The organism is Siccibacter turicensis LMG 23730 (assembly GCF_000463155.2).
Taxonomy (GTDB): domain Bacteria; phylum Pseudomonadota; class Gammaproteobacteria; order Enterobacterales; family Enterobacteriaceae; genus Siccibacter; species Siccibacter turicensis.
On sequence record NZ_AWFZ01000028.1, the window covers coordinates 761,934 to 776,030 of the forward strand.

Consider the following 14,097-nt stretch of genomic DNA (forward strand, 5'->3'; position numbering starts at 1 on the left):
CTTTAATTAATCGACGTTCAGCGCGTCATTAACCAGATCTTGCTGCTGTTTCTGGTGAACGGACATATACCCTACCGCCGGGGAGGCAGAGGCCGGGCGGCCTGCATAACGCAATGCAGAACCAAACGGAATCACTTCGCGGAAATGGTGCTGGCTACAGTACCAGGCGCCCTGGTTGAGCGGCTCTTCCTGGCACCAGACAAAGTCGTGCACGTGAGCGAACGGCTTCAGCGCTTCCTGCACCGCGTGATGCGGGAACGGATAGAGCTGTTCGATACGCACAATGGCAACGTCTTTCTGATCGTTCTTACGGCGTTGCTCCAGCAGGTCGTAATAAACCTTACCTGAGCACAGCACAACGCGCTTCACGCCCTGCGGATCGAGCTCGTCGATCTCGCCGATGGCCGGCATGAAGGTGCCGTTAGCCAGTTCATCCAGGCTCGATACCGCCAGCGGGTGACGCAGCAGCGATTTCGGCGACATCACCACCAGCGGACGGCGCATACCGCGCAGCGCCTGACGACGCAGCATGTGGTAGACCTGTGCCGGGGTGGACGGAACGCACACCTGCATGTTCTGCTCGGCGCACAACTGGAGGTAACGCTCAAGACGGGCGGAGGAGTGCTCCGGGCCCTGGCCTTCGTAACCGTGCGGCAGCAGCATCGCCAGGCCACACATACGGCCCCACTTCTGCTCGCCGGAGCTGATGAACTGGTCAATTACCACCTGCGCACCGTTGGCGAAGTCACCGAACTGCGCTTCCCAGATGGTCAGGGTGCGCGGCTCAGCGGTGGCATAGCCATATTCAAACGCCAGCACCGCTTCTTCAGACAGCACCGAGTCCCACACTTTGAACTGGCCCTGGCCGTTATGGATGTGGCACAGCGGGGTGTAGGTGGAACCGTTGCTCTGGTTGTGTACCACCGCATGACGGTGGAAGAAGGTGCCGCGGCCGGAGTCTTCACCGGACAGGCGAATCGGGATGCCTTCATCAACCAGCGTGGCGTAGGCCAGGTTTTCCGCACCGCCCCAGTCAAACGGCTTCTCACCTGCGGCCATGGCCTGACGGTCAGCATAGATTTTTGCCACGCGGGACTGCATCTCAATGGCTTCCGGCACGGTGGCGATACGCTTCGCCAGCTCCTGCAGGCGCTTCATATCGACTTTGTTCGGGTAGCTTTCGTCCCAGTCGTGGTTCAGGTACGGCGACCAGGTGAAGGAGTGCATGTTCATCGGGCGCAGCTCTTTCACTACGCACTCGCCGGCATCCAGCGCGTCACGGTAGAGGTTCACCATTTCAGTGGCGTCTTCCAGCGTGGCGACCTTCTCCTGCTCCAGACGGTCGGCGTAAAGCTTACGCGGCGTCGGGTGCTTTTTGATTTTCTGATACATCAGCGGCTGGGTTGCACTCGGTTCGTCGGCTTCGTTATGGCCGTGACGGCGGTAACATACCAGGTCGATAAACACATCGCGCTTGAAGGTGTTACGGAAGTCGAGCGCCAGACGGGTAACGAAGGCCACGGCTTCCGGATCGTCCGCGTTAACGTGGAAGATCGGTGCCTGTACCATTTTACCGATGTCGGTGCAGTACGGGGTGGAGCGGGCATCAAGCGGGTTCGAGGTGGTGAAGCCCACCTGGTTGTTGATAACGATACGCACGGTACCGCCCACTTCGTAGCCGCGGGCTTTCGACATGTTCAGGGTTTCCTGAACCACGCCCTGCCCGGTCACCGCCGCGTCACCGTGAATGGTGATGGGCAGCACTTTATTGCTGCTTGGCTCGTCGAGACGATCCAGACGCGCGCGCACCGAGCCCATCACCACCGGGCTTACGATCTCAAGGTGCGACGGGTTAAACGCCAGCGCCAGGTGAACCAGGCCGCCGTCGGTTTCGATATCTGAGGAGAAGCCCATGTGGTACTTCACATCGCCGGTACCCAGATGCTCTTTATGCTTGCCGGCGAACTCGTCAAACAGCTCCTGGGATTTTTTACCCAGCACGTTGATAAGCACGTTAAGACGACCGCGGTGGGCCATGCCCAGCACCACTTCACGGGTGCCGCTGTTGCCAGCGTGGCGGATCATCTCTTTCAGCATTGGGACCAGCGCATCGCCGCCTTCCAGCGAGAAGCGTTTGGCACCCGGGAATTTCGCGCCCAGGTAGCGTTCCAGCCCTTCGGCCGCAGTCAGCTCGCTGAGGAAACGTTTTTTCTCTTCCGGCGTGAAGTTCGCGTGACCGGCAACCGATTCGATACGCTGCTGGATCCAACGCTTCTCTTCGGTGCTGGTGATGTGCATGTACTCGGCACCGATCGGGCCGCAGTAGGTCTGTTTCAGCGCTTCCAGCAGCTCGCCGAGCTTCATGGTCTCTTTGCCGATGGCAAATGAACCAATGTTGAAGCTCTCCTGGAAGTCCGCCTCGGTGAGATCGTGGAACGCCGGATCGAGATCCGCGACGCGTTCCTGCTTCCACAGTCCGAGCGGGTCAAGATTCGCGTGCTGGTGACCACGGAAGCGATACGCGTTGATGAGCTGCAGGACTTTAACCTGCTTCACATTGGTGTCCGGGTCGGACACTGAGGAGGAGTAACGTGAGGCATCTTTCGCCAGACGGCGGAAATAATCACGTGTTTTGGAGTGGAACTGATCCGGTCTGGCCCCGGTGCCAGGTAACTGCTGGAACATGGAGCGCCAGTGGGCGTCCACTGAGTCAGGATCGGTTAAGAAGTCTTCATAGAGCTGTTCTATCCAGCTCTGGTTTGAACCAGAGAGATAAGAAGAGTCCAGCCAGGCTTTCATTGCGCCGTTCTGCATCGTGATCCCTTAAGCATTTGAATGCTTACTTCGCCGTGGATAACTACAACGTGCGCGGTAAGACGCACTTCCCAGGGTTCACTTGCGAGCTCTTCTCATGGGGCCCGCGAAGGAACCTTTAGAAACTGTCGATAACCCTGTGTTCCAGACGTGCTGTCTTCGTGGTGGGTAAACGTGGCGCCCCACCGTTGCAACGGCGGATACGCTGCGCTTCTCCGCCTTACAACACCTCTGAAACATTGGCTATCTGCTTATAACGGCAGTTTTTAAAGGTTTCCTGCTGATTCATTGTAGTGGGTATACCTGAGCATACCCACTTGATTAGACAATACTTTACGCGCTGCGCTGCAGTAACATCGATTTGATGTGACCGATGGCACGCGTCGGGTTCAACCCTTTCGGACATACACTGACGCAGTTCATGATGCTGTGACAGCGGAACACGCTGAAAGCGTCGCTCAGACCGTCGAGACGGTTGTCGGTTTCGGTATCGCGACTGTCGATCAGGAAGCGATACGCCGCCAGCAGGCCCGCCGGGCCGATGAACTTCTCAGGGTTCCACCAGAATGACGGGCACGAGGTCGAGCAGCAGGCGCACAGGATGCACTCGTACAGACCATCGAGCTTCTCACGCTGATCCGGCGACTGCAGGTGCTCTCTCGCCGGCGGATTTTGCCCATTATTCAACAAGTAAGGCTTAATCTTCTCATATTGAGCATAGAATTGCCCCATGTCCACCACCAGATCGCGGATAACCGGCAAACCCGGCAGCGGGCGGATAACAATCTTCTGCTTGCCTGCTCCGAGGGCTGACACCGGGGTAATACAGGCGAGGCCGTTCTTACCGTTCATGTTCAGACCGTCGGAACCACATACCCCTTCACGGCACGAGCGGCGGAAAGAGAGGCTGGGATCTTTCTCTTTCAGCAGCATCAGCGCGTCAAGCAGCATCATGTCACGCCCCTCTTCCTGCTCGAGGGTGTACTCCTGCATCCGCGGTGCGTCGTCGACGTCCGGGTTATAGCGATAGATAGAAAATTCGAGTTTCATCACCGTCTCTCCGCAATTAGTAGGTACGCACTTTCGGCGGGAATGCCGGACGCAGTTTCGGCTCCATGTTCACCTCACGGCGGGTCATGGATTCGCTTTGCGGCAGATACAGGGAGTGGCACAGCCAGTTTTCATCATCGCGATCCGGATAATCAAAGCGGCTGTGGGCCCCGCGGCTTTCGGTACGGTAGTTCGCAGAGACCGCTGTGGCGAACGCGGTTTCCATCAGGTTGTCCAACTCCAGGCACTCAACGCGCTGGGTGTTGAACTCGCTGGAGGTGTCGTCGAGGCGCGCATTTTTCAGGCGCTCGCGGATCGCTTTCAGCTGCTCAAGCCCTTTGGCCATCGCATCCCCTTCGCGGAATACCGAGAAGTTGTGCTGCATGCACTCCTGCAACGCTTTGCGGATCTCAACCGGATCTTCGCCGTCGCGGTTGTTGTTCCAGCGGTTGAGGCGGGCAAGCGAGGCCTCGATATCAGACTCGCTGGCATCACGCAGCGGACCCTGCTCGGCGATGGACTCCTGCAGGTGCAGCCCGGCCGCACGGCCAAACACCACCAGGTCGAGCAGCGAGTTGCCGCCCAGGCGGTTGGCACCGTGAACCGATACGCAGGCGATCTCACCCACCGCAAACAGACCCGGGATGACCACGTCTTCGCCCTGCTCGTTAACGGTCAGCGCCTGACCGGTCACTTTGGTCGGAATACCGCCCATCATGTAGTGGCAGGTCGGGATAACCGGAATCGGCTCTTTTACCGGATCGACGTGGGCAAAGGTACGGGAGAGTTCCAGGATGCCCGGCAGGCGGGATTCCAGCACCTCTTTTCCGAGGTGGTCGAGCTTCAGCTTGGCGTGCGGGCCCCACGGACCGTCGCAGCCGCGGCCTTCGCGAATTTCGATCATGATGGAACGCGCCACCACGTCACGACCCGCCAGGTCTTTGGCATTCGGCGCATAACGCTCCATGAAGCGCTCGCCGTGTTTGTTCAGCAGATAACCGCCTTCACCGCGGCAGCCTTCGGTCACCAGAACCCCTGCCCCGGCGATGCCGGTCGGGTGGAACTGCCACATCTCCATGTCCTGCACCGGTACGCCGGCGCGCAGCGCCATGCCCACACCGTCGCCGGTGTTGATGTGTGCGTTAGTAGTGGACTGGTAGATACGGCCTGCGCCGCCGGTCGCCAGCACGGTTGCGCGGGCTTTGAAGTAAACCACTTCACCGGTTTCGATGCACAGCGCGGTACACCCCACCACCGCGCCATCCTGGTTTTTCACCAGATCGAGCGCGTACCATTCGGAGAAGATGGTGGTGTGGTTCTTCAGGTTCTGCTGGTAAAGCGTATGCAACAGGGCGTGACCGGTACGGTCAGCCGCCGCTGCGGTACGTGCCGCCTGCTCGCCGCCGAAGTTCTTCGACTGGCCACCAAACGGACGCTGATAAATTTTTCCATCGTCAAGACGGGAGAACGGCAGACCCATGTGCTCAAGCTCGAGGATCGCCTCTGGCCCGGTTTTACACATGTATTCGATAGCGTCCTGGTCACCGATGTAGTCGGAACCTTTGACGGTGTCGTACATGTGCCATTCCCAGTTATCTTCATGGGTATTGCCGAGGGCTACGGTGATGCCGCCCTGCGCGGACACGGTGTGAGAACGGGTAGGAAACACTTTGGAGAGCAGCGCACAGGTCTGGCCGCTCTGGGAAATCTGTAACGCCGCGCGCATACCTGCGCCGCCTGCGCCAATAACAACAGCATCAAACTCTCTGACTGGCAAATTCATCACACACCCCACACCACAACGAATCCATAAATAACGTAAACCAGCAGCGCCAGTACCACGACCAGTTGCAGGAACAGGCGCAGCGCCACGTGTTTAACGTAGTCGGTAAACACCTGCCACATGCCGATCCAGGCATGCACTAACACCGAAAAGAGCGTCAGCAGCGTGAATACTTTGGTGAACGAGGAGGCGAAGAAGCCGCTCCAGATGTCGTAAGTCATCTCGCCGTTTATCGCGAAGAAGCCGATCAGATAGATGATGTACAGGGTCATGACGATGGCGGTAGCACGAACCAGAATAAAGTCATGTACGCCATTGCGACCCAGTGCGGAAGCGCTGCTTACCATACGAGGACTCCTGCGAGAAGGGAAAGCACGACAGTGATAACGAAAGAAAGATAAGCGGTACGTTTACCTGACGCGAAGGTTTCTTCCAGATAGCCCACGTCCATCAGCATATGGCGAACGCCGCCCACGACGTGATACGCCAGCGCGGTGAGGATGCCCCACATAATGAATTTGACGAAGAAGCTGTCCATGATGGAGGACGCGGCCAGAAAACCATCGGGTGAAGAGAGCGACAGCCCAAGCAACCAGAGCAGAATCCCGACCGCCACAAAGGTGATCACGCCGGACACGCGGTGGAGGATGGATGCTATAGCCGTTACGGGAAACCGGATCGTTGTCAGATCCAGATTAACAGGTCTTTGTTTTTTCACGGTTATGCCCACATTGCTGTTCTTATTGTTTCCTACCTCCGGGTCTGCTAACCGGGTCAGACAGCGTCACTTTTCTATAACTCTGCGTCATGCAAAAACAACTGCTTCCAGATGTTAAAACGACGGGTTACTACGCTGGGTGGCTCCTGATGCAGGGTGTTCCGGAGACCTGGCGGCAGTATAGGCCGTTCACAATATCATTACAATTCACCTACAAATAGTTTGGAGAATTTTGCTCTGAACAGTGACCAGGATCACGATAACAACATAATTTTAAAATTTAACCATCTGATTTGACAAATGTTAAACAATATTGTTACAAACGTCACCCGAAAAGGCATATAATGCGTAAAAGTTATGGGGTCATGCTTTCACCTGAGAATAAGTTATGTAACAGTGTGTCGGTATTGACCGCAGTGACCTGGCCCGGTATTAGTGATAGAGATTAACGAATAATACGGATTGCTAACGTCCTGATTTGCTGTAATTTCGCCGTAATACACACGTTTCCTGCACGCGCCCATCGCTCTGTACCCTGAAGTCTTCCTCTACACCGCAGAGCAGCGAGCCAAACAACATACCGGTAACGTAAGTCCGCGGACTGAAATGCAAATTGTGTCGCCAGCAGTCCTGGTAATAGGCGCTAAGGAGACCGTAAATGGCTGATGTTAAAGCAAAAATCACATACAATGGTGATGATGCTATCGAACTGGATGTGCTAAAAGGCACACTCGGTCAGGATGTTATTGATGTCCGTAGTCTGGGTTCGAAAGGTGTATTCACATTTGACCCTGGCTTCACCTCAACCGCATCGTGCGAATCTAAAATCACCTTTATCGATGGTGATGAAGGTATCCTGCTCCACCGCGGTTTTCCCATCGATGAGCTCGCCACAAACTCTACCTATCTGGAAGTCTGCTACATCCTGCTGTACGGTGAAAAACCGACCCAGCAGGAGTACGACGAATTCGTTACCACGGTAACCCGCCACACCATGATCCACGAGCAGATTACCCGTCTGTTCAACGGCTTCCGTCGTGATTCTCATCCGATGGCCGTGCTGTGCGGCGTCACCGGCGCGCTGGCTGCGTTCTACCACGACTCGCTGGATGTTAATAATCCGCGCCACCGTGAGATCGCCGCCTTCCGCCTGCTCTCCAAAATGCCGACAGTAGCGGCGATGTGTTACAAATATTCAATCGGCCAGCCTTTTGTTTATCCGCGTAACGATCTCTCCTACTCCGGTAACTTCCTGAATATGATGTTCTCCACCCCGTGCGAAGAGTACGTGGTGAACCCGGTGCTGGAGCGCGCCATGGATCGTATTCTGATCCTGCACGCCGACCACGAGCAGAACGCCTCGACCTCCACCGTCCGTACCGCGGGCTCGTCCGGCGCTAACCCGTTTGCCTGTATTGCCGCGGGCATCGCCTCCCTGTGGGGACCGGCACACGGCGGCGCGAACGAAGCCGCGCTGAAGATGCTGGAAGAGATCAGCACCGTTGAACATATTCCGGAGTTCGTGAAGCGCGCCAAAGACAAGAACGACTCGTTCCGTCTGATGGGCTTCGGGCACCGTGTGTATAAAAACTACGACCCGCGCGCTACCGTGATGCGTGAAACCTGTCACGAAGTGCTGAAAGAGTTGGGTACCAAGGATGAACTGCTGCAGGTGGCGATGGAGCTTGAGCACATCGCGCTCAACGATCCGTACTTCATCGAGCGTCAGCTCTACCCGAACGTCGATTTCTACTCTGGCATTATTCTGAAAGCGATGGGTATTCCGTCCTCGATGTTTACCGTTATCTTCGCGATGGCGCGTACCGTGGGCTGGATCGCACACTGGAACGAGATGCACGACGACGGCATTAAAATTGCCCGTCCGCGTCAGCTCTATACCGGGTATGAAAAACGTGAGTTCACCAGCAATCTGAAAAAATAATTGCCCGGGAACCACACGAAAAAACGCGCCTACAGGCGCGTTTTTTTTGGGCTAACGTCGCGGCGGGTGCGTTCACGCGCGCCCTGGATGCCAACTATCGCTGACACCCCGGACACCAGTAAAACGGCCGCGATGAGAGCGTGGTTTTCTCAATTACCCCCCCACAGCGCTCGCATTTTTTCCCCGCCCGATGAAAGACGTGAAAGCGGAACAGCGCCCCGTGGTGCCTGTTCTCATCCACCGTGCCGCGCGTGGTGTAGGAGAGACGCGGTACGTCCAGCAGCGCGTGCGCCAGCGCATCGAGCTGCGCATCACTGAGATCGGCCGCCTTATGCTGTGGTGCCAGCCCCACCGCCCAGAGGATCTCCACCCGCAGGTAGTTCCCCAGCCCGGCAAGGAAGGCCTGATCGAGCAGCAGACCGGAAAACTGGCGGCGGCAGAAGCGACGGCTTTGCAGCCGCGCCTTAACCGTGGCGGTATCCAGCGTCGGGTCGAGCACGTCCGGCCCGACGCGCTGCAAAAACGGGTGCGCCGCCAGGGTATCGGCATCGAGCATCTCAATATCCGAGGCGCTGTAGAGCAAAATCGCCTTTCGCGCCGTCGCCAGCCGCACCCGCAGGATGCGGTTCGACTGCGGCGTTTCATCGGCCTTCACCACCCGCCATACGCCGTACAGCTGGTTGTGGCTGTAGAGCGTCAGGCCGTTGCTGAAGTGGGTGAGCAGCGCTTTGCCGCGGGTTTCAATCGCCGTCACCCGCTCCCCCACCAGCGTCGTCTGATAGCGTTGCAGCTCAGGAAACGCGAACCACGCTTCCGTGAGCGGCTCACCGCCGATGGCCCGCTCCAGATTGTCCGCCGCGCGGCGGATCTCCGGTCCTTCCGGCATAGCCTCTCCCTTTATTAGTGCGTGGCACCGCCCACGAGTTTCAGATCGGTCTGCACCTCCAGCCCCACGGCGATAGCAATCTCCAGCGCCTCACGCACGGTGCTGGCCGCCATACTTGGCGCGCCAGGGTGCGCCGCCGCCTGCTCCGGCAGATAAGGGATATGAATGAACCCGCCGCGCATCCCCGAGCCGTGTGCCAGCTTGTGCAGCAGCCCGTACATCACGTGGTTACAGACAAAGGTGCCGGCAGTCTGGGATACCGAGGCCGGGATCCCCGCCTCGCGCATCGCTTCCACCATCGCTTTGATCGGCAGCGTGCTGAACCACGCCGCCGGGCCATCGGCAACGATCGGCCGGTCGACAGGCTGCTGCTTGCGGTTGTCGGGAATACGCGCGTCATCGACGTTGATCGCCACGCGCTCTACGGTGATGTCGCTGCGTCCGCCCGCCTGGCCTATCGCCAGCACCAGCGACGGGTTCAGCTCGTCAATCGCGGCGTCAAGCACCCGCAGCGACTCGCCAAACACGCACGGCAGCTGACGCGCCACCACCAGACCGCTGCCGATGATGCTGCCGTCGAGCTGCTTGACCACTTCCCAGGAAGGGTTGAGGGTTTCACCGCCGAAGGGCTCAAAACCGGTTACCAGTACCGTTTGTATCATCGTCTCTCCAGTGCGTTATAAGAACATCAGGAAATAAAGCAGCACCACGTTCACTGCCAGCAGAAGTACCCCGGTCGGAACCTGAGCTTTGATTACCGCGTTTTTGTCCGGCAGCTCAAGCAGCGCCGCCGGCACGATATTGAAGTTTGCCGCCATCGGCGTCATCAGCGTCCCGCAGTAGCCGGAGAACATCCCGATGGCCGCCATCACCGCCGGGTTGCCGCCGTGCTGCAGCACCAGAATCGGAATCCCGATGCCGGCGGTGACGATAGGAAATGCCGCAAACGCATTGCCCATCACCATGGTCAGTACCGCCATACCAATCGCATACACCGCGACGGCGATGAAGCGGCTGTCCACCGCCAGGTACTCCTGGGTAAGCCAGGAGATGCCGCTTCCGACGCCCGCCGTGGTAAACAGCAGGCCGAGGGTGGCCAGAATCTGCGGCAGAATGAATGCCCAGCCGATGGAGTCGAGCAGGCGTCGCGCCTCCTGAATCGGCTGCAGCACGCGCTCATGGGTCATTTTCACCGCCAGCGCCAGTCCCAGCAGACAGCCGACGGTCATGGAGAACAGCGTCACCAGCGTAGCGTGGTTGCCCTCACCGAATAGCCCGGTTTGCAAGCCCGGCACGTTGTTGAACAGCAGCACGCCGATCACGGTCACCAGCGGGATCATCAGCGCCGGAATAAACAGCCGGTTGCCCAGACGCTGCGCGCTCGCCTCGCGCTCTGGCTGGGTACGCTGATGGTAGCTGCCAAGCCGCACCCCGCCGAACCCGGCGATCAGCGCCAGGGCAACGACCGAGGCGCCCACGCCAATATTCACCAGCCGCTTGCCGTCCGCGCCGCCGCCGAACAGATCGTAGGTCCAGTCGCCGAGTAAAAAGATCAGGCCGTAGATGCCCCAGAACAGCCCGGTGGTCACGCGACGTGGGTTGGCTTTATCGCGAAACGACATCACCGCAACAATCAGCAGCACCACGCCTGCCAGCCAGTAGAGCCAGGTTTGCTGGAAGATCATTGGGCACCTCCTGTACGCGAGGCGGCATTCACTTTGCCCAGTTCGCGTTCCAGATGCTTATCGAGTCGCCACAGGCGCGTGGCGTGGATAGCAAAGGCGCACAGCGCGGTCGGGATGCCCCACAGCGCAATATGCAGCGGCTCGGTCTGAATGCCGCCGGACTCCAGCATAAAGTTGTGCATAAAGATGATCGCCCCGAAGGCAACGAAAATATCTTCCCCGAAGAACAGCCCCACGTTATCCGTGGCCGCCGACATGGCGCGCAGGCGATAGCGCACCGCACCCGGCAGGTCGCCGTAGTGCTTTTCCGCCGCCCCTTCCGCCATCGGCGCCAGTAGCGGGCGCACCATCTGCGGGTGGCCGCCGAGGCTGGTCAATCCCAGCGCCGCGGTGGCTTCACGCACGAACAGGTAGACAATCAACAGGCGACCGGCGGTGGCGCTGCGAATGTGGGCGATCCAGGCCTGGGCGCGCTCTTTCAATCCATGACGCTCCAGCAGACCGATTACCGCCAGCGGGATTAACAGGATAAACGGCAGGTTGCGGGTGTTCATAAACCCTTCCCCGAGCTTCTCGAGGATCAGCACAAACGGCATATGCGCCGCCAGTCCGGTCACCAGTCCGGCGACGATGACCACCAGTACCGGGTTGAAGCGCAACAGAAACCCAACCACGATGGTGGCGATCCCCATCAGCGGCCAGAGATTGATGGTCTCTTGCATTGTTCGTGTCCTTATCAGTTATGTCGTCGTTGTGTTTTTTTATAAGTATGCAGAGGCCCGTCGTCGCAGGCGGGCCTCCGGAGGTCGTGCTAAACAAAGCGGGAAGGATATATCCTTCTCTGACCCATATAGCGACACGGGTCGGGGGATGTCAACGTTTGCGCCAGGGCGCAGACGCTATGCGGCGCTGACGGCGATGTTTTCCGCCTGGAAACGGGCGCGCAGCCGCCGGGCAAAATCCAGGGCGTGCGCCCCGTCACCGTGCAGGCACACGCTCTGGGCGTTAACCTGCGCCCAGCCGCCGTCGCGGGTTTTCACTCTGCCGCGCAGCACCATCTCCAGCGTCTGGCTCACCGCCTCGTCATCGCTTTCAATCAGCGCGCCCGGCTCGCTGCGCGGTACCAGAGTGCCATCGGCCTGATAGCCGCGGTCGGCAAACACCTCTTCCCGGGTGCGAAGCCCGTGACGCGTCCCGGCGGCGATAAGCTCGCTGCCCGCCAGCCCAACCAGCACCAGCGCCGGATTGAGATCCTTCACCGCCCGGGCGATAGCCTCCGCCAGCGCCGCATCCTTCGCCGCCTGGTTGTAGAGCATGCCGTGGGGTTTGACGTGTTTCAGCACCCCGCCCTCGGCGCGGGTAATGGCGGCCAGCGCCCCCACCTGGTACAGCGTCTGAGCATAGACCGTTTCAGGCGGAAGCTGCATGGCGCTGCGACCAAAATTCTCCCGGTCTGGAAAGGAGGGATGCGCCCCGATGGCAACGCCGTTCGCCAGCGCGCGCTGGACGCTAAGGCGCATGGTCTGCGCGTCACCGGCGTGAAAGCCGCAGGCGATGTTAGCCGAGCTGATAAGCGTCATCAGCGTCGCGTCATCCCCGCAGCCTTCTCCCATATCGGCATTCAGATCAATCTGCATCGTTAAGCCTCCAGGCCAGCTGCTCAAAGAAGCGCTGATGATCGGCCCGGGCCGCCAGCGCCTGCTCGTGGGTACACTGCATGAAGTGGATAGGCTCCCCCGGACGGATCTGCGCCAGATGCCAGAGATCGGCTTCGATCACAAAGGCAATGCGCGGATAGCCACCGGTGGTCTGGGCATCGTTCATCAACACAATCGGCTGACCGTTATGCGGCACCTGAATCACGCCCGGCAGCAGACCGTGGGAGAGCATCTCCCTGTCGGTAGTGCGCTCCAGGCGCTGGCCCTGCAAACGGTAGCCCATGCGGTTGCTGTCCGGGCTGAGATGCCACGGCGTGCGCCAGAGCATCGCCTGGGCCTGCGGGCTGAACTCGTGATACTCCGGGCCTGGCAGCGTGCGCAGTCGATTGCCGAACAGCATCTGTTTGACGCCGCGCGCCTCGCGAAAGTGGCGCGACGAGGGGCGTACTCCCAGCCGATCCCCCGCCTTCAGCAGGCGCCCTTCCAGCCCGCCGATACCGGCTTTCAGATCGGTACTGCGCGAGCCCATCACTTCCGGCACGTCCAGCCCCCCGGCGACCGCCAGATAGCTGCGCATGCCGCGGCGCGGCAGGGAGAGCGTCAGGCGCTGCCCGGCTTTTACCGGCAGACGCCAGCCGGTCCACACCGCACCGCCGTCGAGGGTGGCATCGCATCCCGCCCCGGTCAGGGCAAACCAGCCGGGCTGGGTAAATTCGATCTCACACTGGCCGAGGGTGATCTCCAGCGCCGCATCGTTGGCGTCGTTCCCCACCAGCAGATTAGCAATGCGCAGCGCCGGCACATCCAGCGCGCCGCAGCGGCTGATCCCCGACTGACGCAGGCCGTGGCGGCCACCGTCCTGAACCGAGGTATGAATCCCGGCACGAATAATCCTTAACATACCCCCTCCTTCTGCGGCACAAAGCGTACCGTGTCGCCCGGCGCCAGCAGCACCGGCGCGTCGCGCGTGGGATCGAACAGCCGCAGCGGCGTATGGCCAATCAGCTGCCAGCCGCCCGGGGTCGCCAGCGGGTAGATCCCGGTCTGGCTGCCGCCGATGCCGACCGACCCGGCCGGAACGCTCAGGCGGGGTTCACCGCGGCGTGGGGTCGCCAGGCGCTCCGGCAACCCACCCAGATACGGGAATCCGGGCTGAAAACCGAGGAACCACACCACGTAATCAATGGAGGCGTGCAGCTCGACGACATCGCGCTCGCGCATGCCGCAGTGCTGCGCCACCACGCCCAGATCCGGCCCGGCGCTGCCGCCATACACCACCGGAATGGTGATATGCCGCGATTCAGGCTCCAGCGCCTCGCTCTCTTCCCACCAACGCTGTAACCGCTCAATGGCGTCGAGCGCCTTGTTCTCCGGCTCCAGCAAAACGACGGTAATATTGTTCATTCCAGGGATAACTTCTGCGATCCCTTCCATGTCGGACAGCCGCTGCGTCAGACGCCAGATTCGTTTCTGGCTGGCCAGCGTGACCGGCGGCTCCAGCTCCAGCACAACCGCGCTTTCGCCCAGCAAATAACATCGTGCTCGTTGCACCTTGCCCCCT

At 59.7% G+C, this 14,097-nt stretch carries 14 protein-coding genes; 2 read left to right on the forward strand and 12 right to left on the reverse strand.

All coding sequences use genetic code 11. The features are described from left to right. Positions 1-6: 6 nt before the first annotated feature. The 5 genes from sucA to sdhC all read right to left on the reverse strand — a co-directional run bounded on the left by sucA (position 7) and on the right by sdhC (position 6,377). Positions 7-2,814, reverse strand: a complete 2,808-nt coding sequence (sucA, locus tag DW58_RS07940) for a 2-oxoglutarate dehydrogenase E1 component (RefSeq protein WP_024550101.1) — start codon at positions 2,812-2,814, stop codon at positions 7-9. A 333-nt stretch (positions 2,815-3,147) separates the two neighbouring features. After that, the gene (locus tag DW58_RS07945; RefSeq protein WP_024550102.1) at positions 3,148-3,864 is read right to left on the reverse strand and encodes a succinate dehydrogenase iron-sulfur subunit; all 717 of its coding nucleotides are present in this window, start codon (positions 3,862-3,864) and stop codon (positions 3,148-3,150) included. 16 nt (positions 3,865-3,880) lie between these two features. Next, entirely contained in the window at positions 3,881-5,647 is a 1,767-nt protein-coding gene (sdhA, locus tag DW58_RS07950) for a succinate dehydrogenase flavoprotein subunit (protein ID WP_024550103.1), read from the reverse strand. Next, on the reverse strand, positions 5,647-5,994 hold the full coding sequence (gene sdhD, locus DW58_RS07955; protein ID WP_024550104.1) for a succinate dehydrogenase membrane anchor subunit: 348 nt from the start codon (positions 5,992-5,994) through the stop codon (positions 5,647-5,649). The genes sdhA and sdhD overlap by 1 nt, the downstream gene beginning before the upstream one ends. Further along, entirely contained in the window at positions 5,988-6,377 is a 390-nt protein-coding gene (sdhC, locus tag DW58_RS07960; RefSeq protein ID WP_024550105.1) for a succinate dehydrogenase cytochrome b556 subunit, read from the reverse strand. Before sdhC ends, sdhD begins: the two co-directional genes overlap by 7 nt. Positions 6,378-6,709: 332 nt before the next feature. On the opposite strand from sdhC, the gene DW58_RS21645 reads away from it, so the two are divergent. Both DW58_RS21645 and DW58_RS07965 read left to right on the forward strand, forming a co-directional pair. Beyond that, the gene (locus tag DW58_RS21645; protein WP_420852894.1) at positions 6,710-6,814 is read left to right on the forward strand and encodes a hypothetical protein; all 105 of its coding nucleotides are present in this window, start codon (positions 6,710-6,712) and stop codon (positions 6,812-6,814) included. A 209-nt stretch (positions 6,815-7,023) separates the two neighbouring features. Then, entirely contained in the window at positions 7,024-8,307 is a 1,284-nt protein-coding gene (locus DW58_RS07965; RefSeq protein ID WP_024550106.1) for a citrate synthase, read from the forward strand. A gap of 94 nt (positions 8,308-8,401) precedes the next feature. On the opposite strand, the gene nei is transcribed toward DW58_RS07965, so the two are convergent. From nei to pxpB, 7 genes are all read right to left on the reverse strand, one after another. Continuing rightward, the gene (gene nei / locus DW58_RS07970) at positions 8,402-9,193 is read right to left on the reverse strand and encodes an endonuclease VIII (RefSeq protein WP_024550107.1); all 792 of its coding nucleotides are present in this window, start codon (positions 9,191-9,193) and stop codon (positions 8,402-8,404) included. Positions 9,194-9,207: 14 nt separating this feature from the next. Then, positions 9,208-9,852 carry a pyroglutamyl-peptidase I gene (pcp, locus tag DW58_RS07975; RefSeq protein WP_024550108.1) on the reverse strand — a complete coding sequence of 215 codons (645 nt, stop codon included), beginning with the start codon at positions 9,850-9,852 and terminating at the stop codon, positions 9,208-9,210. 18 nt (positions 9,853-9,870) lie between these two features. Beyond that, positions 9,871-10,878: a DUF979 domain-containing protein gene (locus DW58_RS07980; RefSeq protein ID WP_024550109.1), complete on the reverse strand. Its 1,008-nt coding sequence runs from the start codon at positions 10,876-10,878 to the stop codon at positions 9,871-9,873. Beyond that, positions 10,875-11,600 carry a DUF969 domain-containing protein gene (locus DW58_RS07985; RefSeq protein WP_024550110.1) on the reverse strand — a complete coding sequence of 242 codons (726 nt, stop codon included), beginning with the start codon at positions 11,598-11,600 and terminating at the stop codon, positions 10,875-10,877. The genes DW58_RS07980 and DW58_RS07985 overlap by 4 nt, the downstream gene beginning before the upstream one ends. A gap of 177 nt (positions 11,601-11,777) precedes the next feature. Then, positions 11,778-12,515, reverse strand: coding sequence for a 5-oxoprolinase subunit PxpA (gene pxpA, locus DW58_RS07990; protein WP_024550111.1), 738 nt, complete (start codon positions 12,513-12,515; stop codon positions 11,778-11,780). Then, entirely contained in the window at positions 12,505-13,437 is a 933-nt protein-coding gene (gene pxpC / locus DW58_RS07995) for a 5-oxoprolinase subunit PxpC (RefSeq protein ID WP_024550112.1), read from the reverse strand. The genes pxpA and pxpC overlap by 11 nt, the downstream gene beginning before the upstream one ends. Beyond that, complete coding sequence (gene pxpB / locus DW58_RS08000; protein WP_024550113.1) at positions 13,431-14,087, reverse strand: 5-oxoprolinase subunit PxpB; 657 nt, start codon at positions 14,085-14,087, stop codon at positions 13,431-13,433. Before pxpB ends, pxpC begins: the two co-directional genes overlap by 7 nt. Positions 14,088-14,097: the final 10 nt, after the last annotated feature.

Excerpts from the sequence above, each read along its gene's own strand:
- DW58_RS07945 (WP_024550102.1), bottom strand. The coding sequence starts at position 3,864 with ATGAAACTCGAATTTTCTATCTATCGCTATAACCCGGACGTCGACGAC.
- DW58_RS21645 (WP_420852894.1), top strand. The coding sequence starts at position 6,710 with ATGCGTAAAAGTTATGGGGTCATGCTTTCACCTGAGAATAAGTTATGT.
- DW58_RS07985 (WP_024550110.1), bottom strand. The coding sequence starts at position 11,600 with ATGCAAGAGACCATCAATCTCTGGCCGCTGATGGGGATCGCCACCATC.
- pxpA (WP_024550111.1), bottom strand. The coding sequence starts at position 12,515 with ATGCAGATTGATCTGAATGCCGATATGGGAGAAGGCTGCGGGGATGAC.
- DW58_RS07980 (WP_024550109.1), bottom strand. The coding sequence starts at position 10,878 with ATGATCTTCCAGCAAACCTGGCTCTACTGGCTGGCAGGCGTGGTGCTG.
- sdhD (WP_024550104.1), bottom strand. The coding sequence starts at position 5,994 with ATGGTAAGCAGCGCTTCCGCACTGGGTCGCAATGGCGTACATGACTTT.
- DW58_RS07965 (WP_024550106.1), top strand. The coding sequence starts at position 7,024 with ATGGCTGATGTTAAAGCAAAAATCACATACAATGGTGATGATGCTATC.
- sdhA (WP_024550103.1), bottom strand. The coding sequence starts at position 5,647 with ATGAATTTGCCAGTCAGAGAGTTTGATGCTGTTGTTATTGGCGCAGGC.
- sucA (WP_024550101.1), bottom strand. The coding sequence starts at position 2,814 with ATGCAGAACGGCGCAATGAAAGCCTGGCTGGACTCTTCTTATCTCTCT.
- pxpC (WP_024550112.1), bottom strand. The coding sequence starts at position 13,437 with ATGTTAAGGATTATTCGTGCCGGGATTCATACCTCGGTTCAGGACGGT.
- nei (WP_024550107.1), bottom strand. The coding sequence starts at position 9,193 with ATGCCGGAAGGACCGGAGATCCGCCGCGCGGCGGACAATCTGGAGCGG.